Here is a 25,487-nt window from a genome sequence, read left to right as displayed (position 1 = left end):
TCATGCCACTGCTCACCGTGGACGAACTCACCGTCACCTTCGGCGGCCGCGGCCGCAAGGACGTCCGGGCGGTCAACGGCGTCTCCTTCAGCGTCGACCAGGGCCAGGTCGTCGGCCTCGTCGGCGAGTCGGGCTGCGGCAAGTCCGTGACCTCGCTCGCCCTCATGGGCCTCCTCCCGGCCAAGGGCGTCACGCTCGGCGGGCGCGCCGACTTTGACGGCACGGACCTGCTCACGCTCAGCCCCGGCAAGATGCGCGACATGCGCGGCCGCGACCTGGCGATGATCTTCCAGGACCCGCTGTCCTCGCTGAACCCGGTCGTCCCCATCGGCATCCAGGTCACCGAGATCCTCCAGCGCCACCGGGGCCTGAAGGGCGAGGCCGCCCGCAAGGAGGCCGCCCACCTGCTCGACCGGGTCGGCATCCCCGACCCGAACCGGCGGCTCAAGGAGTTCCCGCACCAGCTGTCCGGCGGCATGCGCCAGCGCGCGCTCATCGCCATGGCGGTGGCCTGCGCCCCGCGCCTGCTCATCGCCGACGAGCCGACGACCGCGCTCGACGTCACCATCCAGGCCCAGATCCTCGAACTCCTCAAGGAACTGGTCGACCAGGAGGGCACCGCGCTGCTGATGATCACCCACGACCTGGGTGTCGTCGCCGGCCTGTGCGACCAGGTGAACGTGCTCTACGCGGGCAAGGTCGTCGAATCCGCCGCCCGCCGCGAGCTGTTCGCCCACCCGACCCACCCGTACACCCACGGGCTGCTCGGCTCCATCCCCCGGCTCGACGCCCCGCGCGGCGAGCCGCTGCACCCCATCCGCGGGTCCATCAACGACCAGATCGCCTGGGCCGAGGGCTGTGCCTTCGCGCCGCGCTGCGACCGGTACGAGATGGACTGCCTCACCGGCACGCCCGCACTGACCGAACCGCGTGAGGCCGGACACCGCGCCCGCTGCGTCAACCCGGTCCTGGCCACCACGGAGGTCCCGGCATGAGCCTGCTGGAACTCGACGGAGTGAAGGTCCACTTCCCCGTCAGGAAGGGCGTCCTCTTCGACCGCACGGTGGGGCACGTCTACGCCGTCGACGGCATCTCGCTGTCGGTCGAGGCGGGCCAGACCTACGGCCTGGTCGGCGAGTCGGGCTGCGGCAAGACGACCCTCGGGCGAGCGGTGCTGCGCCTGGTCGACGTCACCGACGGCTCGGTGGTGCTCGACGGCACCGACGTGGCCAAGCTCTCCGAGAAGGAGCTGCGCTCCTTCCGCCGCCGGCTCCAGATGGTCTTCCAGGACCCGCTGGGCAGCCTCAACCCGCGGCAGAACATCGAGTCGATCCTCAGCGAGGGCATGGCCGCGCACGGGATCGGCGCGAACCAGGACGAGCGCCGGGAGAAGATCAAGGAGATCCTGGCGAAGGTGGGCCTGCCCTCCAACGCCCTCTCCCGCTACCCGCACGAGTTCTCCGGCGGCCAGCGCCAGCGCATCGGCATCGCGCGGGCCCTGGTCCTCGAACCGGACGTCATCATCTGCGACGAGCCGGTGTCGGCGCTCGACGTCTCCATCCAGGCCCAGGTCATCAACCTCCTGGAGGAGCTCCAGGAGTCGATGGGCCTGACCTACCTGGTCATCGCCCACGACCTGGCCGTGGTGCGGCACATCTCGGACGTCATCGGCGTGATGTACCTCGGCTCGCTGGTCGAGGAGGCGCCGAGCGACGCGCTGTACGCGGAGCCCAGGCACCCGTACACCAAGGCCCTGATGTCCGCGGTCCCGGTCCCGGACCCCGAGGTCGAGGAGCGCCGCGAGCGCATCCTGCTCCACGGCGACCTGCCGTCCCCGGCCAACCCGCCGGCCGGCTGCCGCTTCCACACCCGCTGCCCCTGGGCCCAGGCCACGCGCTGCGCGACCGAGCGCCCGGAGCTGACGGACCTCGGCGACGGCCACAAGGTGGCCTGCCACTTCGCCCGCGAGATCGCCGAGGGCACGATCACGCGCGCGGGCGAGGAGCCCTCCGCGCCCGCCGCCGCCCCGGCGGAGATCCCGTCGCAGGCGACGGGGGAGCGGGCGGAGACCGAGGCGTCGGAGGCCGAGACGGTGGAGGACGCCGAGCCGGCGGACGCCGCGCCGGCCGCGGACGCGGCGGAGGACACCGAGCCGGCCGACGCCGAGCCGGCCGACGCCAAGGCGGAGGCGGGCGCCGAGGTGGCGGACGCGAAGGCGGAGGCGGGCGCCGAGGTGGCGGATGCCGAGCCGGAGGACGCGAAGGTGGCGGATGCCGAGGCGGCGGATGCCGCGGCGACCGCGGACGCGGCGCAGGACGCCGAGCCCGCCGACGCGAAGGCGGGCGACGCGCCCAAGGCGTGACGCGTGGGTGAGGCCCCGCTGCCGTCCGGCAGCGGGGCCTCACCCGTGTCGGCGCCGGGGCGCTCCGGGCCCTTCCTCAGGGGCGGGCCGGGGACCCGGAGGCCGGTGTTCCGGAGCGGGGGTTCCGAACCGGGACAATGGTTCGGTGCTCCACGATCTGTTCAATCCGTCCGTCCAACACGCCCTGGACCTCATCGGCATCTTCGTCTTCGCCATCTCCGGTGCCCTGCTCGCCGTCCGCAAGAACTTCGACGTCTTCGGCATCGCCGTCCTCGCCGAGGTCACGGCGCTCGGCGGCGGGCTCTTCCGCGACCTGATCATCGGAGCCGTGCCCCCGGCCGCCTTCACCGATCTCGGCTACTTCCTCATGCCGCTGGTCGCGACCGTCCTCGTCTTCTTCCTCCACCCGGAGGTGGAGCGCACCCAGACCGCCGTCAACGTCTTCGACGCCGCCGGTCTCGGACTGTTCTGCGTGACCGGGACGACCAAGGCGTACGACTACGGCCTCGGCCTGACCTCGTCGGCGGCGCTCGGCCTCGCCACGGCCGTCGGCGGCGGTGTGCTGCGCGACGTGCTCGCCAACGAGGTGCCGTCGCTGCTGCGCTGGGACCGGGACCTGTACGCCGTGCCGGCGATCGTGGGCGCGACGATGGTCGTGCTCTTCATCCGCTTCGACGTGCTCAACGCGTACACCAGCGCGACCGCCGTGCTCGCCGCCTTCCTGCTGCGGCTGCTCGCGATGCGCTACCACTGGCGCGCGCCGCGCGCCTGGAACCGGCGCTCGTCCGCCCGCGAGGAGCCCGAAAAAGCTACCGCTCAGTAGCTAAATCCTGTACCGTCGCGGACATGAGCACGAGCAGCATCGAGACGCCGAAGACGCCGAGCGCCGCCGCCCCGAGCGAGTTCGACCGCGACACCGCCGTCACCCTCCGCGAGCCCGGCGTCTACGACGCCGAACTCTCCGCCGGCTGGACGATCATCCACGCCGTCAACGGCGGCTACCTCCTCGCTCTCCTCGGCCGCGCACTCGGCGACCACCTGCCGCACCCGGACCCGTTCACGATCTCGGCGCACTACCTCACGCCGTCCGTGCCCGGCCCTGCGGTGATCCGCACCGAGACCGTCCGCACCGGCCGCACGCTCTCCACCGGCACGGCGTCCCTCTTCCAGTACGCCGAGGACGGCACCGAGGTCGAGCGGATCCGCGTCCTCGCCTCGTACGGCGACCTCGACGCCCTCGCGGACGACGTCCGCACCACCGCGACCCCGCCCGCGTTCGCCCCGGTCGAGCAGTGCTTCAGCGCCGCCGACAACCCGGCCCCGCGGATCCCCGGCTCCTCCGCCATCGCCGACCGGCTCGACCTCCGCCTCGACCCCGCCTGCGTCGGCTGGGCCGTCGGCGCGCCCTCCGGCAAGGGCGAGATGCGCGCCTGGTTCGGCCTCGCCGACGGCCGCGAGCCCGACCCGTTCTCCCTGCTCCTCGCCGTCGACGCGCTGCCGCCGACCTCCTTCGAGCTGGGCCTCAAGGGCTGGACCCCGACCGTCGAGCTCACCACCCACGTCCGCTGCCGCCCGGCCCCGGGCCCGCTGCGCGTCTCCATCACCACCCGCAACCTCGCGGGCGGCTTCCTGGAGGAGGACGCCGAGGTCTGGGACAGCGCCGGCCGTCTGGTCGCCCAGTCCCGCCAGCTGGCCCGCGCCCCGCGCGACTGACCCGGCCGGCCCGCGCGGCCGCCGGGCCGTTTCTTCCGGATCAGGGCCGGACAGGCCGTGCCAGGCGTCGCGGACCCGGCCGGGACCCGGAAGAGATGGCCTAGCGTGGCCCGGTGAAGTCCGACCGGCTGCTGTCCCTGCTCCTGCTGCTCCAGACCCGGAGCCTCGTCCCGGCGAGCGAACTGGCCGAGCGGCTCGACGTGTCGGTGCGGACCGTCTACCGGGACGTCGAGGCGCTCTCGGCCGCCGGCGTGCCCGTGTACGCCGAGCGCGGCAGGCACGGCGGGATCGCGCTGCTCCCCGGCTACCGCACCGACGTCACCGGACTCACCGCTGACGAGTCCCGCGCCCTCTTCGTGCTCGCCGCGCAAGGGGCGCACGCCGCGCTCGGGCTCGACCGGGCGCTGGGGTCCGCCCTGCGCAAGGTGATGGCCGCGCTGCCCGCGCCGCACCGGCCGGCCGCCGAGCTGACGAGCCGTCGCATCCTGGTCGACCCCGACCGCTGGATGAGCGCACCGCGCCCGGACGTCGACCTCGACGTCCTCAACCGGGCCGTGTTCGCCGACCGCCGCCTGGCCCTGCGCTACCGCGGCAGCGGGGCGCCCGCCCCGAAGGCGTACACCGTCGACCCGTACGGCCTCGTCGTGAAGGCCGGCGTCTGGTACCTGGTCGCCGACCACGAGGGCGAGCCCCGGCTCTTCCGCGTCGACCGCGTGCACGAGGCCGAACTCCTCGACGCCCCCGTCGGCCGCCGCCCCGGCGTCGAACTGGCCGAGGTGTGGGAGCTGCTGCGCACCCGCGTCGAGCGCCGTCCGGCCGACCTCGCCGTGACCGCCCGGGTCCACCGCGACCGCTACGACCGCTTCCTGCGCCTCCACGGCGACCGGCTCACCACCCCGCCGCCGCCCCGGCCGTCCGAAGGCGCCGACGCCGAGTGGACCACCGTCGAACTCGCCTTCGCCGAGCTCGGCGAGCTCCGCCCGCTGCTCGCCATGGGCGCCAGCCTGGAGGTCCTCACCCCGCCCGCCGCCCGCGCGTACCTGGCCGAGGTGGCCGCGGAGACCGTCGCCTTGTACGGGGGCAGACCGTAGCGCTGTACGGAGGGGCGGAGCGTAGTCCTTGTGCGAGGGCGGAGCGTTGCCCTCGTGCGAAGGCGGAGCGTCGCCCTGGACGGGGCAGACCGTCGCCTTGTACGGGGGCGGAGCGTCGCCCTGGACGGGGGCGGACCGTAGCCCTGTGCGGGGCGGAGCATCGCCTGCCCCAGGGCGGAGCGCCGCCCTGGACGGGGGCAGGGTGACGTAAACCGGCCGTCTGCGCCGACCGGCCGGGGCCGGCTCGCGGACCGCCTCGTAGAATCGTTCCCACCATGGCTTACCTCGACCACGCCGCGACCACGCCCATGCTCCCCGAGGCGATCGAGGCGATGACCGCCCAGCTCGCCGTCACGGGCAACGCCTCCTCGCTGCACGCGGCCGGCCGCCGCGCGCGGCGGACCGTCGAGGAGGCCCGCGAGACCCTCGCAGGGGCGCTCGGCGCCCGGCCCAGCGAGGTCGTCCTCACCTCCGGCGGTACGGAGGCCGACAACCTCGCCGTGAAGGGCCTGTACTGGTCCCGTCTCGCCGCCGACCCACGCCGCACCCGGGTCCTCGCCAGCCCCGTCGAGCACCACGCCGTCCTCGACGCCGTCGACTGGCTCGCCACGCACGAGGGCGCCACCGTCGAATACCTGCCGGTCGACACGTACGGCCGGGTCCACCCCGAAGCCCTGCGCGAGGCCATCGCCCGCGATCCCGGCTCCGTCGCCCTCGCCACCGTCATGTGGGCCAACAACGAGATCGGCACGATCATGCCGGTCCGCGAACTCGCCGACGTCGCCGCCGAGTTCGACGTGCCCCTGCACGCCGACGCGGTGCAGGCCTTCGGGCAGATCCCGGTCGACTTCGCCGCCTCGGGACTGGCGGCCATGACCGTCTCCGGCCACAAGATCGGCGGCCCGTACGGCATCGGCGCCCTGCTCCTCGGCCGCGAGCACACACCCGTCCCCGTCCTGCACGGCGGCGGGCAGGAGCGGCACGTCCGCTCCGGCACCCTCGACGTGCCCGCCGTCGCCGCGTTCGCCGTGGCCGGGCGGCTCGCCGCCGAGGGCCGCGAGGAGTTCGCGACCGGTGTCGGCGCCCTGCGCGACGAGCTCGTCGCCGCCGTCCGCGGCGCCGTCCCCGACGCGATCCTCGGCGGCGACCCGGTCGACCGGCTGCCCGCCAACGCCCACTTCACCTTCCCCGGCTGCGAGGGCGACTCGCTGCTGCTGCTCCTGGACGCCGCCGGGATCGAGTGCTCCACCGGCTCGGCCTGCACCGCCGGCATCGCCCAGCCCAGCCACGTCCTGCTCGCCACGGGCGCCGACCCGGACCTGGCCCGTGGCACCCTCCGCTTCAGCCTCGGGCACACCTCCACCAAGGAGGACGTGGCGGCGGTCGCCGAGGCCATCGGCCCGGCGGTGGAGCGGGCCCGCAGCGCGGGCCTGAGCTGAGGACGGCCGCGCCGGCCTGACCGGCGCCGGTCCCAGCCGTCCGACGGCCACCGGCCCCGGCCAGTGGCCGCCCGTCTCACCCGCCGGACGGCAGCTTCGCGCGCTCCTTCCGTACCAGTGCCATGTAGCGGTCCCAGTCCCAGTGCGGACCGGGGTCCGTGTGGTCCGTGCCCGGGACCTCCACGTGGCCGATGATGTGCTCCCGGTCGACGGGGATGCCGTACCGGGCACATATGTCGGCCGTGAGCCGGGCCGAGCCCTCGTACATCGCCCGGGTGAAGTCCTGCGGGCGGTCGACGAAGCCCTCGTGCTCGATGCCGATGCTGCGTTCGTTCATGTCCCGGTTCCCGGCGTGGAAGGCCACGTCGAGCTCCCGGATCATCTGCGCCACGTGCCCGTCCTTGCGCACGACGTAGTGCGCGGCGGCCCCGTGCGCCGGGTCCTTGAAGACCTTCACGGCCGACCGGTAGCTGCCCTGCACGACATGGATGACGACCCGGTCGACGGCGTAGTCGTCGGGGCGGTCGGCCCGCCGCAGGTTCGCCCGCGAGGCCGCCGTCCATTCCGCGCCCTTGTGGTCCAGCTCGCCCTCGACCCGCTTCTTCTCCATCCCCGGCAGCCGCCAGTAGAAGCGCGCCAGCTCGTCCCGCGCGAAGACGGCCGCGCCGGCGACGGCGACGGTGCCGCCGAGCAGGAACGCGCGCCGCGAGGGCCCCTTGCCCCCGCCGCCCTTCCCGGCGCCCTTCCCCGAGCCCTTCTTCCGGGCCGTCTTCTTCGCAGCCCCGCCGCTCCCCTTGTTCCCCATGTGATCGAGAACGCTTACCCGGGCGACCACGGTTCCCCGGCCCCGTACCCTGGTAGGGCTATGACTCAGACCCCGCCGCAGACTCCGTCGCAGAGCCCGTCGCCGAGCCCCGCCACCCGCCCGCTCCGCGTCCTCGCCGCCATGTCCGGCGGAGTGGACTCGGCCGTCGCCGCCGCCCGCGCCGTCGAGGCGGGGCACGACGTCACCGGCGTGCACCTGGCCCTCTCCGCGAACCCGCAGTCCTTCCGCACCGGTGCGCGCGGCTGTTGCACCATCGAGGACTCACGCGACGCCCGGCGGGCCGCCGACGTCATCGGCATCCCGTTCTACGTGTGGGACCTCGCCGAGCGCTTCCGCGAGGACGTGGTCGAGGACTTCGTCGCGGAGTACGAGGCGGGCCGCACGCCCAACCCGTGCCTGCGCTGCAACGAGAAGATCAAGTTCGCCGCGCTCCTCGACAAGGCGCTCGCCCTCGGCTTCGACGCCGTCTGCACCGGCCACTACGCGACCGTCGTCCTCAAGGAGGACGGCAGCCGCGAGCTGCACCGCGCCTCCGACATGGCCAAGGACCAGTCGTACGTCCTCGGCGTCCTCGACGAGAAGCAGCTCGCCCACGCCATGTTCCCGCTCGGCGACACCCTCACCACCAAGGACGAGATCCGCGCGGAGGCGGAGCGGCGCGGGCTCGCGGTCGCCAAGAAGCCCGACAGCCACGACATCTGCTTCATCGCCGACGGCGACACCCAGGGCTTCCTGGCCAGGCACCTGGGCACGGCGGAGGGCGACATCGTCGACGAGTCCGGTACGAAGGTGGGCACCCACCAGGGCGCGTACGGCTTCACCATCGGCCAGCGCAAGGGCCTGCGGATCGGACACCCGGCGGCGGACGGCAAGCCGCGCTACGTGCTCGACATCTCGCCCGTGAACAACACCGTCACCGTCGGCCCCGCCGAGGCCCTGGACGTCACCGCCCTCACCGCGATCAGGCCCCGCTGGTGCGGCACCGCCCCCGAGGGCCCCGGCCGCTACACCGCCCAGCTGCGCGCCCACGGCGGGGAGACGCCGGTGAGCGCGGCGATGGAGGACGGCGAGCTGACCGTCACCTTCGACGAGCCGGTCCGGGGCGTGGCCCCGGGCCAGGCGATCGTGCTCTACGACGGCACCCGCGTGGTCGGCTCCGCGACGATCGCGACGACGTCCCGGCGCACGACCCAGGAACAGCAGCCGGCCTGAACCACGGCGGGACGGCGGAACGCCGGCCAGTCTTCTTGAGTCGGGGCGCCGGGCGGCGATGCGCCGCCCGGCCTGGGCGAGCTGCAGCCGGCTGGCGGTGCGCCTGACCGCCGTCCGGGGCGGGCAGGCTCGGTCGGCGTCGTTTCAGGTGCCCGCCGGGTCCTCCTCCCGGCAGTCCTCCAGGAAGTCCTCGATGACCGGCGCCAGAACGTGCGGGGCCACCTGGTGGGTCTGGCCGGTCAGTGTCCGGTGGCGTCCGCGGGGGACCGCCGCGGCGACCGTACGGGCCACCCGACGCGTCCACGAGGGGCTCGCCCCGCCGTCCACCACCAGTACGCGCGCGTGGACCCGGCCCAGGCGGGCGGCGGGGACGGAGCCGTCGCCCACGACCGCGTCGTCGTAGGCGAAGGTGTGCGTCAGCGCCTCCAGGACGGGCCGCGGCTGCGCGGGCACACCGGCGCCCTCGCCGAGCAGCAGATCGAGCGCCTCGCCCCGTCGGCCCCGGTCGAGCAGCGCCCGCACCCGGCCGCGCCGCGCCGCGGCCTCGGAGCCGTACGGCGGTTCGTACACCGACACCGGCCCGACCGGCACCCCGGCCGCCGCGGCGGCGAGCGCCAGCGCACCGCCGCAGGCGGTGCCGTGCACGGCGGCCGTGCCGGCCGCGCCGCCCACGGCGTCGACGAGCGCCGCCAGATCGGCGATCTCCCGCTCCACCGCGTAGGGCCCGTTGTCCCCGCTCGCGCCGCGCCCCCGCCGGTCGTACGCGACCACCGAGAACCGCCGCGCGAGCAGCCCGGCCAGCGGCCGCTCGCTCCCGGCCGTGCCCAGCGCCCCGCTCACCAGGATCACCGGGGGCCCGTCCCCGTCCCCGTCCCCGTACCGCTCGTAGGCGATGTGCGTGCCGTCCGCCGACCTGACCAGCCCGCGGGTCGCGCACACCGTCGTCTTCACCTCGTCCATGGAAGGGCAGACCGCGGTCGTGCGCGGAACTCATCGCTCCCGGGGGCGACTTCCCGGAAAAATCCAGGTGTCGGCCGGCGGCCGGCAGGCGACACCCGGCCAGGCCCTACCGTGGAGCCCATGAACATCTGCGTCTTCCTCTCCGCCGCCGACCTCGACGAGCGCTACACGGCCCCCGCCCGCGACTTCGCCGCCCGCCTCGGCAAGGCCGGCCACACCCTGGTCTGGGGCGGCTCCGACGTCGGCCTGATGAAGGTCGTCGCGGACGGCGTCGAGGAGGCGGGCGGACGCCTCGTCGGCGTCTCGGTGGACTTCCTCGCCGCCAAGGCCCGCCCGGTCGCTGACGAGATGGTCGTCACCAGGGACCTCGCCGAGCGCAAGGCCGTCCTCCTCGCCAAGTCCGACGCGATCGTGATCATGGTCGGCGGTACCGGCACCCTCGACGAGGCCACCGAGATCCTGGAGCTGAAGAAGCACGGCCACCACACCAAGCCCGTCGTCCTCCTCAACACGGCCGGCTTCTACGACGGCCTGAAGACCCAGTTCCGCCGCATGGAGGAGGAGGGCTTCCTGCCCGTCCCGCTCTCGGACCTCGTCTTCTTCGCGGAGGACGGCGCGGAGGCGCTGGCCTTCCTGGAGCAGGCCCTGGCGAGTTGAGTTCGCGAACGGTCCGAGGACCGCGCGAGCTGAGCAGGGCAGCCCTTGTGCCCTGCTCAGCGCGGGTGTTATGGCGTCGGCACCTTTCCTGCTCGACGACCCTCTTCGCGGTTGCGTTCGGGTGATCCTGTTTCGCTAATCTCTCCGGGCGGCGCACGTCGCGGACGAGGAGGAACGGGGGACCATGTCGTATTCACAGCGCTGGCAGGAGGTTTTCGGCCCGCTCGAAGGCGACGCCCGGATGACCCTCGCCTCCACGGCTCCCGAACCCGGTGCCTCCGGCCCGGGGAACCTCAAGCACACCGGCGGCCCCTGGACCAGCGCGGCCGGCACCGCGGGTGATCTGCGCACCAGTTCGGAGACGAGCCGGACCGCCCTCGGCCCCGGCCACGAGGGGGTGACGACGGGCGGCGCGGGACTGACCGCCGTCGCCGCGCTCGCGGCCGTACGCACGTCCTGGGAGGAGCGTCTCGCGGCCGTACGCGACGAGTGCGACGCGCTCCAGGGCGCCCTGCGGAAGGTCGCCAAGGAGATGGGCGAGACCGACATCGGGGTCCGGAACGAGTTCGCGAAGGTCCACGGGAATCCGGAGGACAAGCGATGACGGCGGGCACCCTCACCTGGCAGCAGCTCCGCGACCTGAAGCTCTCCGAGTTCGAGCAGGCGGGCGACGCCTGGCACCAGGTCTCCGGCCGCTCGGACTCCGACCGGACACGGGTCGACCGGGCGATGTCCGCGAAGCTCCGCGAGACCCAGGAGAGCGAGTCCGCGACGGCGGCCGTCGGCCGGCTCCAGCGGCTCAGCCGCAACTTCCGGTACCTGCACAGCGAGTGCGGGCTCGTCCGTACGACGCTCAACGGCCTGGCCGGCGACCTGGCCGAGCCGCAGACCCAGTTGAAGCAGGCCCTCGCGGACGCCGCCGCCCTGAACCTCACCGTCCACGCCGACGGATCGGTGAGCTATCCGGCGGCCGAGGTCGAGGACCTGGCCGGCGCGAAGAAGGAGGCGCCGGGCGGCACGGTGCAGGGCAGCGCCCGCCTGCCGCTGGAACCGCCGGGCTTCGGCCCCAAGAGCCAGTCGCCGCTGTACCCGGGCTACTCGGGCTTCAAGCCGCTCAACCCGAACGCCGCGAAGGCACAGGACGTGGCCGACCGCGTGGCCAGGGCCGTACGGTCCGCGTCCGAGATCGACGCCCGTTACGCGAAGACCCTGAACGGCCTCAAGGCGGAGAAGGGCCTCGACGTCACCGAGGCCACGCTGAAGGACGTCGCCGGGGACACGGCCGACGTACGGTCGACCGCCGGCAAGCACCTCTACGAGGCCATGCCGAAGGACAAGAACCCCGCCGAGTACAAGGCCTGGTGGGACGGCCTGAGCGAGGAACAGCGCCGCGAGTACCTCGACATCGCGCCGGACCTGATCGGCGGCGTGGACGGCATCCCGGCGGTCGCACGGGACGAGGCGAACCGGCGGTACCTGCCGCTGCTGATCGACGAACTGGCGCAGAAGGACGGCGACGACGCGGAGACCAAGCTGGACGCGCTCCGCCTGATCCAGGACAAGCTGAAGGAGCCCAGCGACCCGCCGATGTTCCTGCTGGGCATCGGGGACGAGGGCAACGGGCGCGCGATCGTCGCGTACGGCAATCCCGACACGTCGAAGAACGTGTCCGCGTACGTGCCGGGTCTGGGGACGAAGCTCGACGACGAGTTCGTCGAGGACACGATGACGCGCGCTCAGGACACGGCGCTCGGGGCGCGGGAAGTGGATCCGTCCAGTGCGGCGATCGTCTGGCTGGGATACGACGCTCCCCAGAACGTGGACGTCATGACCAAGGGCGATGCCGAGCGAGGCGCCCCGGCGTACAACCGGTTCATGGCCGGGCTGTCGGCGACGAACGAGAGCTCGGACCCGCACGTGACGGCCATCGGGCACTCCTACGGTTCGCTCACCGTGGGCACGGCGGCCAAGCAGTCCGGAGGAATTCCGGGCGTGGACGACATCATCCTGCTCGGCAGTCCGGGCGTCGGCGTGGACAAGGCGCAGGACCTGGGAGTCGGCAAGGACCATGTCTTCGTGGGCTCCGCGGAGAACGACCCCGTCACCCACCTGCCCACGAAAGACGAGGTGGTCCTCGCCGGACCGATCGGCTCGCTCATCTACGGCGACGTGTTCGACTGGGGCGACGACGACATCTACTTCGGCAAGGATCCGTCGAGCGAGGCGTTCGGAGCCCGTCGCTTCAAGGTGGACGACGGACCCCATCCCGTCCTTGAACTGGGAGGTTTCGACGCCCACTCCCAGTACTTCACGCCGGGGTCGGGCCCGGGGACGGACCAGGAGTCGGCGGACAACATCGCCTTCATCGTCGGCGGGAGTCCCCACAAGATCAGCACGGAGGAGTACCGGTGAATCGACGAGGACGGCAGTTCCGGGCTGCCCTCCCCCTGGCTCTGGCGAGCGTGGTGCTGACGGGGTGCGGAATGGTGAGTGAGGGAGCCAAGGCAGACATGAACATGCAGGAAGCGGCAGAGCGTGCAGACTCCATGCTGGACGCCACCTTCAAGGAGATCGTCCCCGAAGTCGTATGGGTCCATGGCACGACCACGACACACAAGTGCGACGTGATCCGACGGCGAACAGTGATGACCGTCGTCTCCGAGCAACGGCGTGGCGGTTTCCTCGGCGTGGTTCAGCGGCATTGGGAGCAGAGCGGCTACACCATCAAGAGCGTCAGGCCGGACAGGGAGATGCCGGCCATCTATGCCGTCTCGCCGGACGGGTTCCAGATCCGCGTCCTTTTCGGGTACAAGGGGCAAGCGTTCCTGCAGGTCAACACACCCTGCGTGGAGCAGTCAGAGGTCGCCGAGCCCACCAGCAAGGCCAACGGCCCCACCTACCCTCCGTCGGCCGAGATCCCCACCCCCAACGTCCGCTCCGACTTCTGGTCCGCCACCGAGCCCCTGCCCTCGTCTGCCCCTTCCTCCTGACCCGGCGGTGAGACCATGGGCCCCATGGCTACTCATGTGATCACCGGAGCCGGCTCCGGCATCGGCGCGGCCGTCGCGCGGCGGCTGCACGCGCGCGGGGACGAGCTCGTGCTGCACGCGCGCGATGCCGGCCGGGCCAGGGAGCTGGCGGCGGAGTTTCCCGGCGCCCGGACGCTCGTCGGGGACCTGGCGGACCCGGACCGGCTGTCCTGGGCCTTCTCGCACCAGTCGCTGCCCGAGCGGGTCGACACCCTCCTGCACATCGCGGGCGTCGTCGACCTCGGCCCGGTCGGCGAGCTCACCCCGAAGACCTGGCACCACCAGCTCAACGTCAACCTCGTCGCCCCCGCCGAGCTGACCCGGCACTTCCTGCCCCAACTGCGGGTGTCCAAGGGCCATGTGCTCTTCGTCAACTCGGGCGCCGGGCTCAACGCGCACGCCGAGTGGAGCGCGTACGCCGCCTCCAAGCACGGGCTCAAGGCCCTCGCCGACTCGCTGCGCCACGAGGAGCACGGCAACGGCGTGCGGGTCACGTCCGTCTACCCGGGGCGGACCTCCACGCCCATGCAGGCGAAGGTGCACCAGCAGGAGGGCAAGGAGTACGACTCCGAGAAGTGGATCGACCCCGAGTCGGTGGCCACGACCATCGTCATGGCGATCGACCTGCCGCGCGACGCCGAGGTCAACGACCTGACGGTACGGCCCGGACAGTGACGGCGCGATGACCACGGGCGCGGGCGGCAACTCGATCACCGGCGGGACCCAGGGGACCGTCGTCCAGGCCGGGCACATCGAGCACCTGGTGGTGCGTCAGGCGCCGCCCCCGGCCGACGAGGTGACCGTCGCCCCGCCCTGGGGCCTGCGCGGCGCCCCGCTGCGCGGCCGCGCCGAGCTGCTCGCCCGGCTCCGCGCCGCGTCCGGCACCCACGTCCTGTACGGCCTCGGCGGCGTCGGCAAGACCAGCCTCGCGCTGGCGGTCGCCGACGTCCTGGCGGCGGACGGCGCGCCCGTGTGGTGGGTGGCCGCGCAGGACGCCGGGCGGCTCGCGGGCGGGCTGCGGGCGGTCGCCCGGCGGCTCGGCCTGAGCGAGGACGAGCTGGCCGCCGGCCAGACCGCCGACCTGCTGTGGGAACGGCTCGCCGGCCTGCCCGGGCCCTGGCTCCTCGTCCTCGACAACGCCGACGATCTCGCGCTGCTCGACGGGCCCGGCTCCCTCGCCGCCGGGACGGGCTGGGTGCGGGCATCGGCACCCCTCCGCGGGCTCGTTCTCGTCACCACCCGGGACGGCGAGCCGGCCGCCTGGGGTACCGGGCCCGTGCTCCATCCGCTTGGCGCCCTCCCCGGCGCCGAGGGTGCCCGCGTCCTCGCCGACCGGGTGGCCGCGGAGGCCGGGCCCGCGACGGACGCCGAGCTGCTCGCCGTACGCCTCGGAGGGCTGCCGCTGGCCCTCGACAGCGCCGGGCGCTACCTCGCCTCCGTCGCCGAGCGTCCCGCCTACTTCCGTACGCCCGGCGAGCCCGCCACGTACGGCGCGTATCTCGCCGCCCTCGGCGCGGGGGACGTCACGGTCGACGGCGACGGGACCCTCGCCCGTATCTGGGCCATGTCCCTCCGGCTGCTGCGGGACCGGGGTCACGCCCATGCCGAGGGCCTCCTGCGGCTCCTCGCAGGCTTCGCCGACGCGCCCGTACCGCTGCGGGTCTTCGCGCCGGTGCGGGTCGACATCCCGCCGGGGGAGTTGTGGAGCTGCCTCCAGGCCCTCGATCGGCTCGGCCTCGCGACCCTGCAGACGGACGGCGAGCCCCTGGTGACACTGCATCCGCTGGTGCGGGACGCGTTCCGGGGGGAGCGGGAGCGGCTGTCGGCGGCTCTGGCGGAGGAGCTGGAGTCGCCCCAGCGGCTGGGGCCGTTGTGGCCGTTGCTCGTTCCGCATCTCCTGGACGGCCTCGGGCCGGACGTGCCCTATTCCGCATGGGCGGGTGCGGTTCGCGCGGTGCGTTCCCTGACCGCACGCGGTCTCCTCCAGGAGGCGGTCGAGGCGGCGACGACCGTGTCGCAGGGCACGGCGGACGCGCTGACCGAGGACGATCCCCTCACCATGGCGGCGCGCTTCACGCACGGGCGGGCCCTGCTCCATCTCGCCCGGTACGGTGAGGCTCTCGTGGTCCTCCACGCGCTCGTCGAGGACTGCTGCCGGCTGCTTCCGCCGGACGACCTGTTTCTGCTGCAGGCCCGCAACGAGCGCGCCCTCGTGCTCCAGCAGAGCGGCTCGAACGACCTTTCCCAGGTCGAGTTCACCGCGGTTCTCGAGAGCCTCCTCCGGCTCCTCGGGCCGGACCACGAACACACCCTGATCACCCACCACAACGTTGCCATGGATCTCGCGATCCTCGGCCGCCTCGACGAGGCCCTGACCGAGCTGGACGTGGTGCTTGCGGCGGAGACGCGACTCCTCGGCCCCGATCACGACGACACCCTCACCACCCGGGAGAACCGGGCCTGCGTGCTGCGCGACCTCGGCGACACCGAGGCCGCCCGGAGCGAGCTCCGGGCCGTGACCGAGGCGCGGCGGCGACGGTTCGGCCCGGAGCACCCGACGACCCTCTCCGCGCGTTTCAACCTCGCCACCGTTCTCGCCCCCGACCGGGCCCGCGCCGAACTGGCCGCCGTCCTCCACGCCCGTACCCGCCTCCTCGGCCCCCACCACCCCATCACCGTCGCCACCGGCGAAGCCCTGGCACGTACGCTGCCGGAGTGAGCGACGACAGCGACAACACGCACGAATTCCCCTGGGCCTCCGCCACCGGCGTCGGGTCCATGCCCGGCGGCGACGCCCGGGAGGCCGCCAAGACCGTGACCGGGTCCTTCGAGGACTTCCCGTTCCTCGCGGAGCTGCCCGCCCGCGGGCCCGGCGCGGACATGATCGGGCGGACCACCGGGATGCTCGTCGAGCTGTACGCGCACGTGGAGCCGAGCGGCTGGCGGATCAGCGACCGGCCCGGGCGGGACACCCGCCGCGCGCGGTCCTGGCTCGGTGAGGACCTGGACGCCCTGGAGGAGTTCACCCAGGGGTACGAGGGCGCGCTGAAGGTGCAGGCCGTGGGGCCGTGGACACTGGCGGCGGCCCTGGAACTGCGCGGCGGCGAGGCGGCGCTCAGCGACGCGGGGGCCTGCCGGGACCTGGCCGGTTCGCTCGCCGAGGGGCTGCGCCTGCACCTCGCCGAGCTCGCGAAGCGCGTGCCCGGCGCCCGGATCGTGCTCCAGCTGGACGAGCCCTCGCTGACCGCGGTCCTGCTCGGCCAGGTCCGCACGGCCAGCGGCTACCGCACCCACCGGGCCGTGGACCGCCAGGTCGTGGAGAGCGCGCTGCGGGACGTGATCGCGGTCCACGACGGGCCCGTGGTCGTGCACTCGTGCGCGCCGGGCGTGCCGTTCGGGCTGCTGCGGCGGGCCGGGGCCGCAGGGGTGTCGTTCGACTTCTCCCTGCTCACCGAGCGTGACGAGGAGCCGGTCGGGGAGGCCGTGGAGGCCGGGACGAAGCTCTTCGCCGGTGTGGTGCCGTCCACGGACCCGGCCTCGGGGGCATTGTCAGACCCGGGAGGTAGCGTCATGGGTGTCAGGACGCTGTGGCGCAGGCTGGGGCTGAATCCGGGGACTCTCGCGGAGTCCGTCGTGGTCACTCCTGCCTGTGGTCTCGCGGGTGCCTCGCCGGCGTACGCCCGCAAGGCCCTCGCGCACTGCGCCCGGGCGGCGAGATCGCTCGCGGACAACCCAGAGTGACCGGGTTTCAGGACACGGGAGGACGAGGAACGGTGGCAGTCGAACAGGGGGCCCCCGCCGAGGCGCGGGAGAAGCACGCCGAGCTGGCGGAGCAGGTCGAGGAGCACCGCTTCCGGTACTACGTGAAGGACCAGCCGGTCATCAGCGACGCGGAGTTCGACAGGCTCCTGCGGTCCCTGGAGGCGCTGGAGGAGGAGTATCCGGAGCTGCGGACGCCGGATTCGCCGACCCAGAAGGTCGCGGGGTCGTACGAGACGGAGTTCACCTCCGTGGAGCACCGGGAGCGGATGCTCTCGCTGGACAACGCGTTCGACGACGCGGAGCTGTCGGCCTGGGCCGACCGGGTCGCCAAGGACGTCGGTACGTCCGACTACCACTTCCTGTGCGAGCTCAAGGTCGACGGCCTCGCGGTGAACCTCACGTACGAGCACGGCCGGCTGACCCGGGCGGCGACCCGTGGCGACGGGCGTACGGGCGAGGACATCACGTCGAACGTGCGGACGATCGCGGACGTCCCGGAGCGGCTGCGCGGCGACCGCATCCCGGCGCTCGTGGAGATCCGCGGCGAGGTCTACTTCCCGATGGAGGCCTTCGAGGGGCTGAACGCGCGCCTGGTGGAGGCCGGCGACAAGCCCTTCGCCAATCCGCGCAACGCGGCGGCGGGGTCGTTGCGCCAGAAGGACCCGAAGGTGACGGCGACCCGTCCGCTGCACATGGTGGTGCACGGGATCGGCGCCCGCGAGGGCTTCGACATCTCGCGCCTCTCGGAGACGTACGAGCTGCTGCACGAGTGGGGCCTGCCCACCGCCCGGCACAACAAGGTCGTGGACTCCCTCGACGGCGTGCGGGAGTTCATCACGCACTTCGGCGAGAACCGGCACTCGGTGGAGCACGAGATCGACGGCGTCGTCGTCAAGCTCGACGAGATCGCGCTCCAGGGCCGCCTCGGCTCCACGGCGCGCGCGCCGCGCTGGGCCATCGCGTGGAAGTACGCGCCGGAGGAGGTCAACACCAAGCTCGTCGACATCAAGGTCGGTGTCGGCCGCACCGGCCGCGTCACCCCGTACGCGCAGGTGGAGCCGGTGACGGTGGCCGGCTCCGAGGTCGAGTTCGCCACCCTGCACAACCAGGAGGTGGTGAAGGCCAAGGGCGTGCTGATCGGCGACACGGTCGTGCTGCGCAAGGCCGGTGACGTGATCCCGGAGATCCTCGGTCCGGTGGCGGACCTGCGGGACGGCACCGAGCGCGAGTTCGTGATGCCGGCCGAGTGCCCGGAGTGCGGGACGCCCCTGAAGCCGATGAAGGAGGGGGACATCGACCTGCGCTGCCCCAACGCGCAGTCGTGTCCGGCCCAGCTGCGCGAGCGGCTGTTCTTCCTGGCGGGCCGTCAGTGCCTGGACATCGAGAACTTCGGCATGGTCGCGGCGGCGGCCCTGACCCGGCCGCTGGAGCCGGCGGAGCCGCCGCTCCTCGACGAGGGCGACCTCTTCGACCTGACGATCGAGCAGCTGCTGCCGATCCGGGCGTACGTCCTGGACCCCGACAGCGGGCTGCCGAGGCGGGACCCGAAGACCGGCGAGGAGAAGATCGTCTCCGTCTTCGCCAACCAGAAGGGCGAGCCGAAGAAGAACGCGCTGGCGATGCTGGAGAACATCGCGGCGGCGAAGACGCGTCCGCTGGCCCGGTTCCTCAACGGTCTGTCGATCCGTCACGTCGGCCCGGTCGCCGCCGAGGCGCTGGCCCGCGAGTTCCGCTCCCTGGAGCGGATCGAGCAGGCGACGGAGGAGGAGCTGGCGGCGGTCGACGGCGTCGGCGGGATCATCGCCGCCGCCGTGAAGCAGTGGTTCGCCGAGGAGTGGCACCGGGAGATCGTGCGCAAGTGGCGCGCGGCCGGGGTCAGTTTCGAGGACGAGGGCGCGGGCGAGGAGCAGGGGCCGCGTCCGCTGGAGGGCCTGACCGTGGTGGTCACGGGCACCCTGCAGAACTACACGCGGGATGGCGCAAAAGAGTCGCTGCAATCCCTCGGAGCCAAGGTCGCCGGTTCCGTTTCGAAGAAGACCTCCTTCGTCGTGGTCGGTGACAACCCGGGCTCCAAGTACGACAAGGCGATGCAGCTGAAGGTTCCGGTTCTCGACGAGGACGGTTTCGTGATCCTGCTCGAACAAGGTCCCGAAGCCGCTCAGGAGGCCGCTCTGCCCGTCGCGGAGTAGCCGCACGCCCGCCGTCGCCGGGGGGCGGCGGCGGGCGCGGAAGAGGCGCGCGAGGGGCGCGAAAAGGCCCCGGAGGTTCACCCGTTCGGCGCATACCAGATCGTTACGGGTGGCCGGGTCGCATTCGGGCAAGAGATGGAGAGCGCTGCCCGTAGCAGCCCTCCGCGGCCTAGTGTGGTGACCGTGCGTCCGTCGCACACGGCCGTGCGAGGGCCCTGCCGGCGCGCAGGAGCAGGACACGCGGTACGGCGCGCGACGGGACGACGACCCAGTGGCATGACACCAGTGCATGACAGTGGCATCACGACGGCCCCCGCGTTGCGACGGCACCGCCGGCTGTGAGAGGGACGGGAATGAAACCGACCGAGAGTGCCGCCCCGGTCGCACGGCCCCAGGGCCGTGCGGCGTTCGTGGGCATCACCTCCGGGCTGCCCGGAGCGCTCGTGGGCATCGCCGCCGTCGTGCTCACCGCCGGTCTCTACCGGACGCTGAGCACCGGGCAGGGCCTCTTCCCCGGCGGCGCCGCCGGCTGGTCCCTCGCCGTCCTCACCGGCCTCATCGTCGGCCACCTGGTCGCGCTCGGCCGCGACCGCTGGTGGGGCGGCACGGGCTCCGGCGCCGCCCTCACCCTCGCCGTCCTGCTCCTGTACGGCTGGGTGCCGGCCTGCCTGGTCTCCGTCACCGTCGTCGTCCTCGTCGCCGCCGCCCGCCGGCACCGGTGGCGCCAGGGCCTGCTGCACGGCGCCGTGGACGTCATCGGCGCGGGTGCCGCCGCCCTCGTGCTCGCCACCTTCGGCGACGTCCCCACCGTCGCGGAGCCCTGGCAACCCCTCGACTGGGGGATCGCCGACGTACCGGAAGTGATGCTCGCCGCCGTCGCCTATCTCGTGGCGACCCGCCTCCTGCTGTGGTACGCGCTCGCCCCGCACGGCGGCGGGCTGCCCACCGCCGCCCGCACCGCCCTGCTCCGCCAGGGCCTGGTCGCCGTCGCGCTGCTCGGGATCGCCCCGCTCATCTGCGTCGTCGCCGCCTCCCGGCCCCCGCTCCTGCCGCTCTTCGCCGTACCGCTCATCGCCCTCGACTCCACCCTGTGGATCGCCCGGGCCCGCGCCGAGGAACAGCTGCGCGACCCGCTCACCGGGCTGCCCAACCGCCAGTGGCTCCTGGAGCGCACCTGGACCGCCCTGGAGGAGGCCGAGGGCGAGGGCGTCCGCTCCGCGCTCGTCCTGATCGACCTCGACCGCTTCCGGTCCGTCAACGACACCCTCGGGCACCTCGCCGGCGACCGGCTGCTCCTGCAGATCGCCGAGCGGCTCCGGCTCGCCCTGCCGCGCGGCGCCGAGGCCGCACGGCTCGGCGGCGACGAGTTCGCCGTCCTGCTGCCCACCGCCGACTCCACCACCAGCGCCCAGCGCGTCGCCCGTCACCTCGTCGCCGAGCTGTCCTCGCCGCTCGACCTCGACGGGCTCACCCTCGTCCTGGAGGCCAGCGCCGGCGTCGCCGTCTTCCCCGACCACGCCCTCGACGCCGAGGGCCTGCTGCGCCGCGCCGACGTGGCGATGTACCAGGCCAAGCGCGACCGCACCGGCGTCGAGGTCTACGAGTCCAAGCGCGACTCCAACACGCCCGACCGCCTCGGCCTCCTCGGCGACCTGCGGCGCGCCCTCGACGCCGGCGAGGTCGAGCTGCACTACCAGCCCAAGGTCCGCTTCGACGGCCAGGTCGCCGGCCTGGAGGCCCTGGTCCGCTGGGTGCACCCGGAGCGCGGAAAGGTCCCGCCGGACGAGTTCATCGCCATCGCCGAGTCCTCCGGCCTCATGCCGCACCTCACCGAGTACGTCCTGGAGACCGCCCTCGCCCAGGTGGCCCGCTGGCGCGCCCAGGGCCTCGACGTGCCCGTGGCCGTCAACGTCTCCCCGCGCGACGTCCACACCCCCGGCTTCGCCGGCGCCGTCGCCGCCCGCCTCGCCCGGCACGGTGTCCCGGCCGGCGCGCTGCAGCTGGAGATAACGGAGCACGTGCTCCTGGAGGACCCGCAGCGGGCCGCCGACACCATGGCCGGCCTCACCGGCCACGGCGTCAAGATGTCCCTCGACGACTTCGGCACCGGCTATTCCTCCCTCGTACACCTGCGCCGCCTCCCGGTGAGCGAGCTGAAGATCGACCGCTCCTTCGTCGCCCGGCTCGCCGTCGACACCGAGGACGCCGAGATCGTCCGCTGCACCGTCGACCTCGCCCACTCGCTCGGCCTGCTCGTGGTCGCCGAGGGCGTCGAGGACGACGAGACCTGGGAACGCCTGCGTGACCTGGGCTGCGACGCCGTCCAGGGCTGGCTGGTCGCCGCCGCCATGCCGCCCGCCGAGACCACCGCCTGGCTCCGCGCCCGCGGCGAGCACGGCTGGCGCCGCCCCTCGGAGATCGCCGCGAGCGCCGCGATCACCGACGTCGACCACCCCTCGGACCACGTGGTGCAGTGACCGTTTCACGGGTATCGGTGCGGGCCCCATAGGATTGGGCCAACACCATCACACTCACCCCGTGAGGATCCGCATGCCTGGCATCACGCGCGAGGAGGTCGCCCACCTCGCCCGGCTGGCACGTCTGGAGCTGAAGGCCGAGGAGCTCGATCACTTCGCCGGTCAGCTCGACGACATCATCGGCGCGGTCGCCCGCGTCTCCGAGGTCGCCGACCAAGACGTACCGCCGACCTCCCACCCGCTGCCGCTGACCAATGTCATGCGCGCGGACGAGGTCCGTCCGTCGCTCACCCCCGAGCAGGCGCTCTCCGGCGCCCCGGCCCAGGAGCAGCAGCGTTTCAAGGTGCCGCAGATCCTGGGGGAGGACTAAGAAGCCATGACGGACAACAGCACCATCATCAAGCTCACCGCCGCCGAGATCGCGGCGAAGATCGCCTCCGGCGAGCTCACCGCCGTCCAGGTGACCGAGGCCCACCTCGCCCGCATCGACGCCGTCGACGAGAAGGTCCACGCCTTCCTGCACGTCGACCGCGAGGGCGCCCTCGCCCAGGCCCGCGCCGTGGACGAGAAGCGGGCCCGTGGCGAGAAGCTGGGCCCGCTGGCCGGTGTGCCGCTCGCGCTCAAGGACATCTTCACCACCCAGGGCGTGCCCACCACGGTCGGCTCGAAGATGCTCGAGGGCTGGATCCCGCCGTACGACGCGACCCTGGTCAAGAAGCTCAAGGCCGCCGACGTGGTCATCCTGGGCAAGACCAACATGGACGAGTTCGCGATGGGCTCCTCCACGGAGAACAGCGCCTACGGCCCGACCGGCAACCCGTGGGACCTCACCCGTATCCCGGGTGGTTCCGGCGGTGGCTCCTCGGCCGCCCTCGCCGCGTACGAGGCCCCGCTCGCCATCGGCACGGACACCGGCGGCTCGATCCGCCAGCCCGCCGCCGTCACGGGCACCGTCGGCGTCAAGCCGACCTACGGCGCGGTCTCCCGCTACGGCATGGTGGCCTTCTCCTCCTCGCTCGACCAGGGCGGCCCCTGCGCCCGTACGGTCCTCGACGCGGCCCTGCTGCACGAGGCCATCGCCGGGCACGACCCGCTCGACTCGACCTCCATCGACGCCCCGGTCCCGCCGGTCGTCGAGGCCGCCCGCAACGGCTCCGTGGCCGGGATGCGCGTCGGCATCGTCAAGCAGTTCCGGGGCGAGGGCTACCAGGCCGGCGTCGTGCAGCGCTTCGACGAGTCCGTCGAGCTGCTCAAGTCGCTCGGCGCCGAGATCGTCGAGCTGGACTGCCCGTCCTTCGACCTCGCGCTCTCCGCGTACTACATCGTCGCGCCGTCCGAGTGCTCCTCGAACCTGGCCCGCTTCGACGGCCTGCGCTACGGCCTGCGCAGCGGCGACGACGGCACCCGCTCGGCGGAGGACGTCACCGCGCTCACCCGCGAGGCCGGCTTCGGCCCCGAGGTCAAGCGCCGCATCATCCTCGGCACCTACGCCCTGAGCTCGGGCTACTACGACGCCTGGTTCGGCTCGGCGCAGAAGGTCCGCACCCTCATCACCCGCGAGTTCGAGAAGGCCTTCGAGCAGGTCGACGTCATCGTGTCGCCGACCACGCCGACCACCGCCTTCCCCATCGGCGAGCGTGCCGACGACCCGATGGCGATGTACCTCGCGGACCTGTGCACCATCCCGACCAACCTGGCCGGAAACGCCGCCATGTCGCTGCCCTGCGGCCTGGCGCCGGAGGACGGTCTCCCGGTCGGCCTGCAGATCATCGCCCCCGCCCTGAAGGACGACCGGCTCTACAAGGTCGGTGCCGCCGTCGAGGCCGCCTTCGTGGAAAAGTGGGGCCACCCGCTGCTCGAGGAGGCTCCGTCGCTGTGAGTGCCATGGCAAAGAAGGCCAAGAACTTCAAGAAGTCGAAGACGGGCATCTACGTCTCGCTGGCGACCACCGCCTTCGGCGCCGTCAGCGTCGCCAAGCAGGCCAAGCTGGCCCGCAACGACCACGACATGCTGCGGCTGATCGACTCCGCCGTGTCCGCCGCCGCCATCGTCACCGGCCTCGCGATCCTGTACCGCGAGCTGAAGCGCCTCGGCGACGACGACGTCCTGCTGGGCTGAGAGGGAAGTTCCACCGTGACTGTCACTGAACTGCTGTCGTACGAGGCGGCGCTCGCCGAGTACGACCCCGTCATGGGCCTGGAGGTCCATGTCGAGCTCGGCACGAAGACCAAGATGTTCTGCGGCTGCTCGACCGAGCTCGGCCAGGACGCCAACGCGCAGACCTGCCCCACCTGCCTCGGCCTGCCCGGCGCGCTGCCGGTCGTCAACGCCGTCGGCGTCGAGTCCGCCATCAAGATCGGTCTCGCGCTGCACTGCGAGATCGCCGAGTGGTGCCGCTTCGCCCGGAAGAACTACTTCTATCCGGACATGCCGAAGAACTTCCAGACCTCCCAGTACGACGAGCCGATCGCCTTCAACGGCTACCTGGACGTCCAGCTGGAGGACGGCGAGGTCTTCCGCGTGGAGATCGAGCGCGCCCACATGGAGGAGGACACCGGCAAGTCCACCCACATCGGTGGCGCGACCGGCCGCATCCACGGCGCCTCGCACTCGCTGCTCGACTACAACCGGGCCGGCATCCCGCTCATCGAGATCGTCACCAAGCCGATCGTCGGTGCCGGCGAGCGCGCCCCCGAGGTCGCCAAGGCGTACGTGGCCGAGCTGCGCGAGCTGATCCGCGCCCTGGGCGTCTCCGAGGCGCGCATGGACAAGGGCCAGATGCGCTGCGACGTCAACCTGTCGCTGATGCGCAAGGGCGCGCCGGAGTTCGGCACGCGCTCGGAGACGAAGAACGTGAACTCGCTCCGCTCGGTCGAGCGGGCCGCGCGCTTCGAGATCCAGCGCCACGCGGCGATCCTGGAGGCCGGCGGCTCGGTCGTCCAGGAGACCCGGCACTTCCAGGAGGACGACGGCACCACCACCGCCGGCCGTATCAAGGACAACGCCGAGGACTACCGCTACTTCCCCGAGCCGGACCTGGTGCCGGTGGCCCCCTCCCGCGAGTGGGTCGAGGAACTGCGCAAGGGCCTGCCCGAGCTGCCGCGCGTGCGCCGCAACCGGCTGCGCGAGGAGTGGGGCGTGTCCGAGCTGGACATGCAGGCCATCCTCAACGCGGGCGCGGTCGACGCCATCGTCGCCACGACCGAGGCGGGCGCGGACGCCGCCTCCGCCCGCAAGTGGTGGATGGGCGAGCTGGCCCGCAACGCCAACGAGCAGGGCGTCTCCCTGGAGGAGCTCCCGATCACCCCGGCGGACGTCGCCCGCGTGTCGGCCCTGGTCGCCTCCGGCGACCTGAACGACAAGCTGGCCCGTCAGGTCATCGAGGGCGTCCTCGCGGGCGAGGGCACCCCGGACGAGGTCGTCGAGAAGCGCGGTCTGAAGGTCGTCTCCGACGACAGCGCGCTCGGCGCGGCCGTCGACGAGGCCATCGCCGGCAACGCGGCCATCGCCGACAAGATCCGCGGCGGCAAGGTGGCCGCGGTCGGCGCCCTGGTCGGCGCGGTCATGAAGGCCACCCGCGGCCAGGCCGACGCGGCGAAGGTCAAGGACCTGATCCTGGAGAAGCTGGGCGTCAGCGAGGGCTGATCCGGCTCTCGTACGGATCGTCCGTACGGCTCACGGGGGCGGGGGCCCCGCCCCGGGGGCGGGGGGGGGGGGGTGTTTGTGGGGGTCAGTGTAAAGCGAAATAACGTACAGACCAGTGGGTCCGG

Annotated in this window: 22 protein-coding genes; 20 read left to right on the top strand and 2 right to left on the bottom strand. The window is 72.8% G+C overall.

Annotated features, from left to right (window positions below; genetic code table 11):
- Positions 1-2 precede the first annotated feature (2 nt).
- The 6 genes from ACFVGS_RS13070 to ACFVGS_RS13045 all read left to right on the top strand — a co-directional run bounded on the left by ACFVGS_RS13070 (position 3) and on the right by ACFVGS_RS13045 (position 6,605).
- A complete protein-coding gene (locus tag ACFVGS_RS13070; protein ID WP_384413369.1) occupies positions 3-995 on the top strand; it encodes an ABC transporter ATP-binding protein in 993 nt (330 codons plus the stop codon).
- Positions 992-2,362, top strand: a complete 1,371-nt coding sequence (locus tag ACFVGS_RS13065; protein WP_385692509.1) for an ABC transporter ATP-binding protein — start codon at positions 992-994, stop codon at positions 2,360-2,362. Before ACFVGS_RS13070 ends, ACFVGS_RS13065 begins: the two co-directional genes overlap by 4 nt.
- Before the next feature lie 145 nt (positions 2,363-2,507).
- Positions 2,508-3,185, top strand: coding sequence for a trimeric intracellular cation channel family protein (locus ACFVGS_RS13060; RefSeq protein ID WP_384422840.1), 678 nt, complete (start codon positions 2,508-2,510; stop codon positions 3,183-3,185).
- A 23-nt stretch (positions 3,186-3,208) separates the two neighbouring features.
- Positions 3,209-4,075, top strand: a complete 867-nt coding sequence (locus ACFVGS_RS13055; protein ID WP_384422843.1) for a thioesterase family protein — start codon at positions 3,209-3,211, stop codon at positions 4,073-4,075.
- Between the two features lie 113 nt (positions 4,076-4,188).
- On the top strand, positions 4,189-5,166 hold the full coding sequence (locus tag ACFVGS_RS13050) for a helix-turn-helix transcriptional regulator (RefSeq protein WP_385692508.1): 978 nt from the start codon (positions 4,189-4,191) through the stop codon (positions 5,164-5,166).
- 275 nt (positions 5,167-5,441) lie between these two features.
- Positions 5,442-6,605, top strand: a complete 1,164-nt coding sequence (locus tag ACFVGS_RS13045) for a cysteine desulfurase family protein (protein ID WP_385692507.1) — start codon at positions 5,442-5,444, stop codon at positions 6,603-6,605.
- 76 nt (positions 6,606-6,681) lie between these two features.
- On the opposite strand, the gene ACFVGS_RS13040 is transcribed toward ACFVGS_RS13045, so the two are convergent.
- A complete protein-coding gene (locus ACFVGS_RS13040) occupies positions 6,682-7,410 on the bottom strand; it encodes an N-acetylmuramoyl-L-alanine amidase (protein WP_384422850.1) in 729 nt (242 codons plus the stop codon).
- 60 nt (positions 7,411-7,470) lie between these two features.
- Between ACFVGS_RS13040 and mnmA the strand changes: the two genes are divergently transcribed.
- Complete coding sequence (gene mnmA / locus ACFVGS_RS13035) at positions 7,471-8,643, top strand: tRNA 2-thiouridine(34) synthase MnmA (RefSeq protein WP_385692506.1); 1,173 nt, start codon at positions 7,471-7,473, stop codon at positions 8,641-8,643.
- 144 nt (positions 8,644-8,787) lie between these two features.
- Here mnmA and ACFVGS_RS13030 read toward each other — a convergent pair whose 3' ends face one another.
- Positions 8,788-9,603 (bottom strand): alpha/beta fold hydrolase, encoded by an 816-nt coding sequence (locus ACFVGS_RS13030; protein ID WP_384422854.1) that lies wholly within the window; start codon positions 9,601-9,603, stop codon positions 8,788-8,790.
- 120 nt (positions 9,604-9,723) lie between these two features.
- Between ACFVGS_RS13030 and ACFVGS_RS13025 the strand changes: the two genes are divergently transcribed.
- From ACFVGS_RS13025 to gatB, 13 genes are all read left to right on the top strand, one after another.
- On the top strand, positions 9,724-10,260 hold the full coding sequence (locus ACFVGS_RS13025) for a TIGR00730 family Rossman fold protein (RefSeq protein ID WP_384422856.1): 537 nt from the start codon (positions 9,724-9,726) through the stop codon (positions 10,258-10,260).
- Positions 10,261-10,444: 184 nt separating this feature from the next.
- Complete coding sequence (locus tag ACFVGS_RS13020; protein ID WP_385692505.1) at positions 10,445-10,864, top strand: hypothetical protein; 420 nt, start codon at positions 10,445-10,447, stop codon at positions 10,862-10,864.
- A complete protein-coding gene (locus ACFVGS_RS13015; RefSeq protein ID WP_385692504.1) occupies positions 10,861-12,672 on the top strand; it encodes an alpha/beta hydrolase in 1,812 nt (603 codons plus the stop codon). Before ACFVGS_RS13020 ends, ACFVGS_RS13015 begins: the two co-directional genes overlap by 4 nt.
- 98 nt (positions 12,673-12,770) lie before the next feature.
- On the top strand, positions 12,771-13,250 hold the full coding sequence (locus ACFVGS_RS13010) for a hypothetical protein (RefSeq protein ID WP_385692503.1): 480 nt from the start codon (positions 12,771-12,773) through the stop codon (positions 13,248-13,250).
- A 15-nt stretch (positions 13,251-13,265) separates the two neighbouring features.
- Entirely contained in the window at positions 13,266-13,964 is a 699-nt protein-coding gene (locus ACFVGS_RS13005; RefSeq protein WP_384422858.1) for an SDR family oxidoreductase, read from the top strand.
- Positions 13,965-13,971: 7 nt separating this feature from the next.
- Positions 13,972-16,008 carry a tetratricopeptide repeat protein gene (locus ACFVGS_RS13000; protein WP_385692502.1) on the top strand — a complete coding sequence of 679 codons (2,037 nt, stop codon included), beginning with the start codon at positions 13,972-13,974 and terminating at the stop codon, positions 16,006-16,008.
- Positions 16,005-17,030, top strand: a complete 1,026-nt coding sequence (locus ACFVGS_RS12995; protein WP_385692501.1) for a methionine synthase — start codon at positions 16,005-16,007, stop codon at positions 17,028-17,030. The genes ACFVGS_RS13000 and ACFVGS_RS12995 overlap by 4 nt, the downstream gene beginning before the upstream one ends.
- A gap of 32 nt (positions 17,031-17,062) precedes the next feature.
- Positions 17,063-19,240 carry an NAD-dependent DNA ligase LigA gene (gene ligA, locus ACFVGS_RS12990; protein WP_385692500.1) on the top strand — a complete coding sequence of 726 codons (2,178 nt, stop codon included), beginning with the start codon at positions 17,063-17,065 and terminating at the stop codon, positions 19,238-19,240.
- A 353-nt stretch (positions 19,241-19,593) separates the two neighbouring features.
- Positions 19,594-21,717: a putative bifunctional diguanylate cyclase/phosphodiesterase gene (locus ACFVGS_RS12985; protein ID WP_384422867.1), complete on the top strand. Its 2,124-nt coding sequence runs from the start codon at positions 19,594-19,596 to the stop codon at positions 21,715-21,717.
- 73 nt (positions 21,718-21,790) lie between these two features.
- Positions 21,791-22,087, top strand: a complete 297-nt coding sequence (gene gatC, locus ACFVGS_RS12980; protein ID WP_010984178.1) for an Asp-tRNA(Asn)/Glu-tRNA(Gln) amidotransferase subunit GatC — start codon at positions 21,791-21,793, stop codon at positions 22,085-22,087.
- A gap of 6 nt (positions 22,088-22,093) precedes the next feature.
- Complete coding sequence (gene gatA / locus ACFVGS_RS12975; protein ID WP_384422870.1) at positions 22,094-23,596, top strand: Asp-tRNA(Asn)/Glu-tRNA(Gln) amidotransferase subunit GatA; 1,503 nt, start codon at positions 22,094-22,096, stop codon at positions 23,594-23,596.
- A 5-nt stretch (positions 23,597-23,601) separates the two neighbouring features.
- Entirely contained in the window at positions 23,602-23,835 is a 234-nt protein-coding gene (locus tag ACFVGS_RS12970) for a hypothetical protein (protein WP_030492500.1), read from the top strand.
- Between the two features lie 15 nt (positions 23,836-23,850).
- Entirely contained in the window at positions 23,851-25,362 is a 1,512-nt protein-coding gene (gene gatB, locus ACFVGS_RS12965) for an Asp-tRNA(Asn)/Glu-tRNA(Gln) amidotransferase subunit GatB (protein WP_385692499.1), read from the top strand.
- The last annotated feature ends 125 nt before the right edge of the window (positions 25,363-25,487 follow it).

Origin of the sequence: Streptomyces sp. NPDC127114 (assembly GCF_042677525.1) — a bacterium.
Classification (GTDB): domain Bacteria; phylum Actinomycetota; class Actinomycetes; order Streptomycetales; family Streptomycetaceae; genus Streptomyces.
Note: the sequence above shows the minus strand (reverse complement) of the source record. Positions and strands in the feature narration are given on the sequence as shown.

Bases quoted from the DNA above. Each gene is read 5' to 3' on its own strand.
- ACFVGS_RS13010 (WP_385692503.1), top strand. From the start codon at position 12,771: ATGAACATGCAGGAAGCGGCAGAGCGTGCAGACTCCATGCTGGACGCC.
- ACFVGS_RS12970 (WP_030492500.1), top strand. From the start codon at position 23,602: ATGGCAAAGAAGGCCAAGAACTTCAAGAAGTCGAAGACGGGCATCTAC.
- mnmA (WP_385692506.1), top strand. From the start codon at position 7,471: ATGACTCAGACCCCGCCGCAGACTCCGTCGCAGAGCCCGTCGCCGAGC.
- gatA (WP_384422870.1), top strand. From the start codon at position 22,094: ATGACGGACAACAGCACCATCATCAAGCTCACCGCCGCCGAGATCGCG.
- ACFVGS_RS12985 (WP_384422867.1), top strand. From the start codon at position 19,594: ATGAAACCGACCGAGAGTGCCGCCCCGGTCGCACGGCCCCAGGGCCGT.
- ACFVGS_RS13015 (WP_385692504.1), top strand. From the start codon at position 10,861: ATGACGGCGGGCACCCTCACCTGGCAGCAGCTCCGCGACCTGAAGCTC.
- ACFVGS_RS13065 (WP_385692509.1), top strand. From the start codon at position 992: ATGAGCCTGCTGGAACTCGACGGAGTGAAGGTCCACTTCCCCGTCAGG.
- ACFVGS_RS13040 (WP_384422850.1), bottom strand. From the start codon at position 7,410: ATGGGGAACAAGGGGAGCGGCGGGGCTGCGAAGAAGACGGCCCGGAAG.
- ACFVGS_RS13055 (WP_384422843.1), top strand. From the start codon at position 3,209: ATGAGCACGAGCAGCATCGAGACGCCGAAGACGCCGAGCGCCGCCGCC.
- gatC (WP_010984178.1), top strand. From the start codon at position 21,791: ATGCCTGGCATCACGCGCGAGGAGGTCGCCCACCTCGCCCGGCTGGCA.
- ACFVGS_RS13020 (WP_385692505.1), top strand. From the start codon at position 10,445: ATGTCGTATTCACAGCGCTGGCAGGAGGTTTTCGGCCCGCTCGAAGGC.
- ACFVGS_RS13045 (WP_385692507.1), top strand. From the start codon at position 5,442: ATGGCTTACCTCGACCACGCCGCGACCACGCCCATGCTCCCCGAGGCG.
- ACFVGS_RS13025 (WP_384422856.1), top strand. From the start codon at position 9,724: ATGAACATCTGCGTCTTCCTCTCCGCCGCCGACCTCGACGAGCGCTAC.
- ACFVGS_RS13070 (WP_384413369.1), top strand. From the start codon at position 3: ATGCCACTGCTCACCGTGGACGAACTCACCGTCACCTTCGGCGGCCGC.
- ACFVGS_RS13030 (WP_384422854.1), bottom strand. From the start codon at position 9,603: ATGGACGAGGTGAAGACGACGGTGTGCGCGACCCGCGGGCTGGTCAGG.
- ACFVGS_RS13005 (WP_384422858.1), top strand. From the start codon at position 13,266: ATGGGCCCCATGGCTACTCATGTGATCACCGGAGCCGGCTCCGGCATC.
- ACFVGS_RS13000 (WP_385692502.1), top strand. From the start codon at position 13,972: ATGACCACGGGCGCGGGCGGCAACTCGATCACCGGCGGGACCCAGGGG.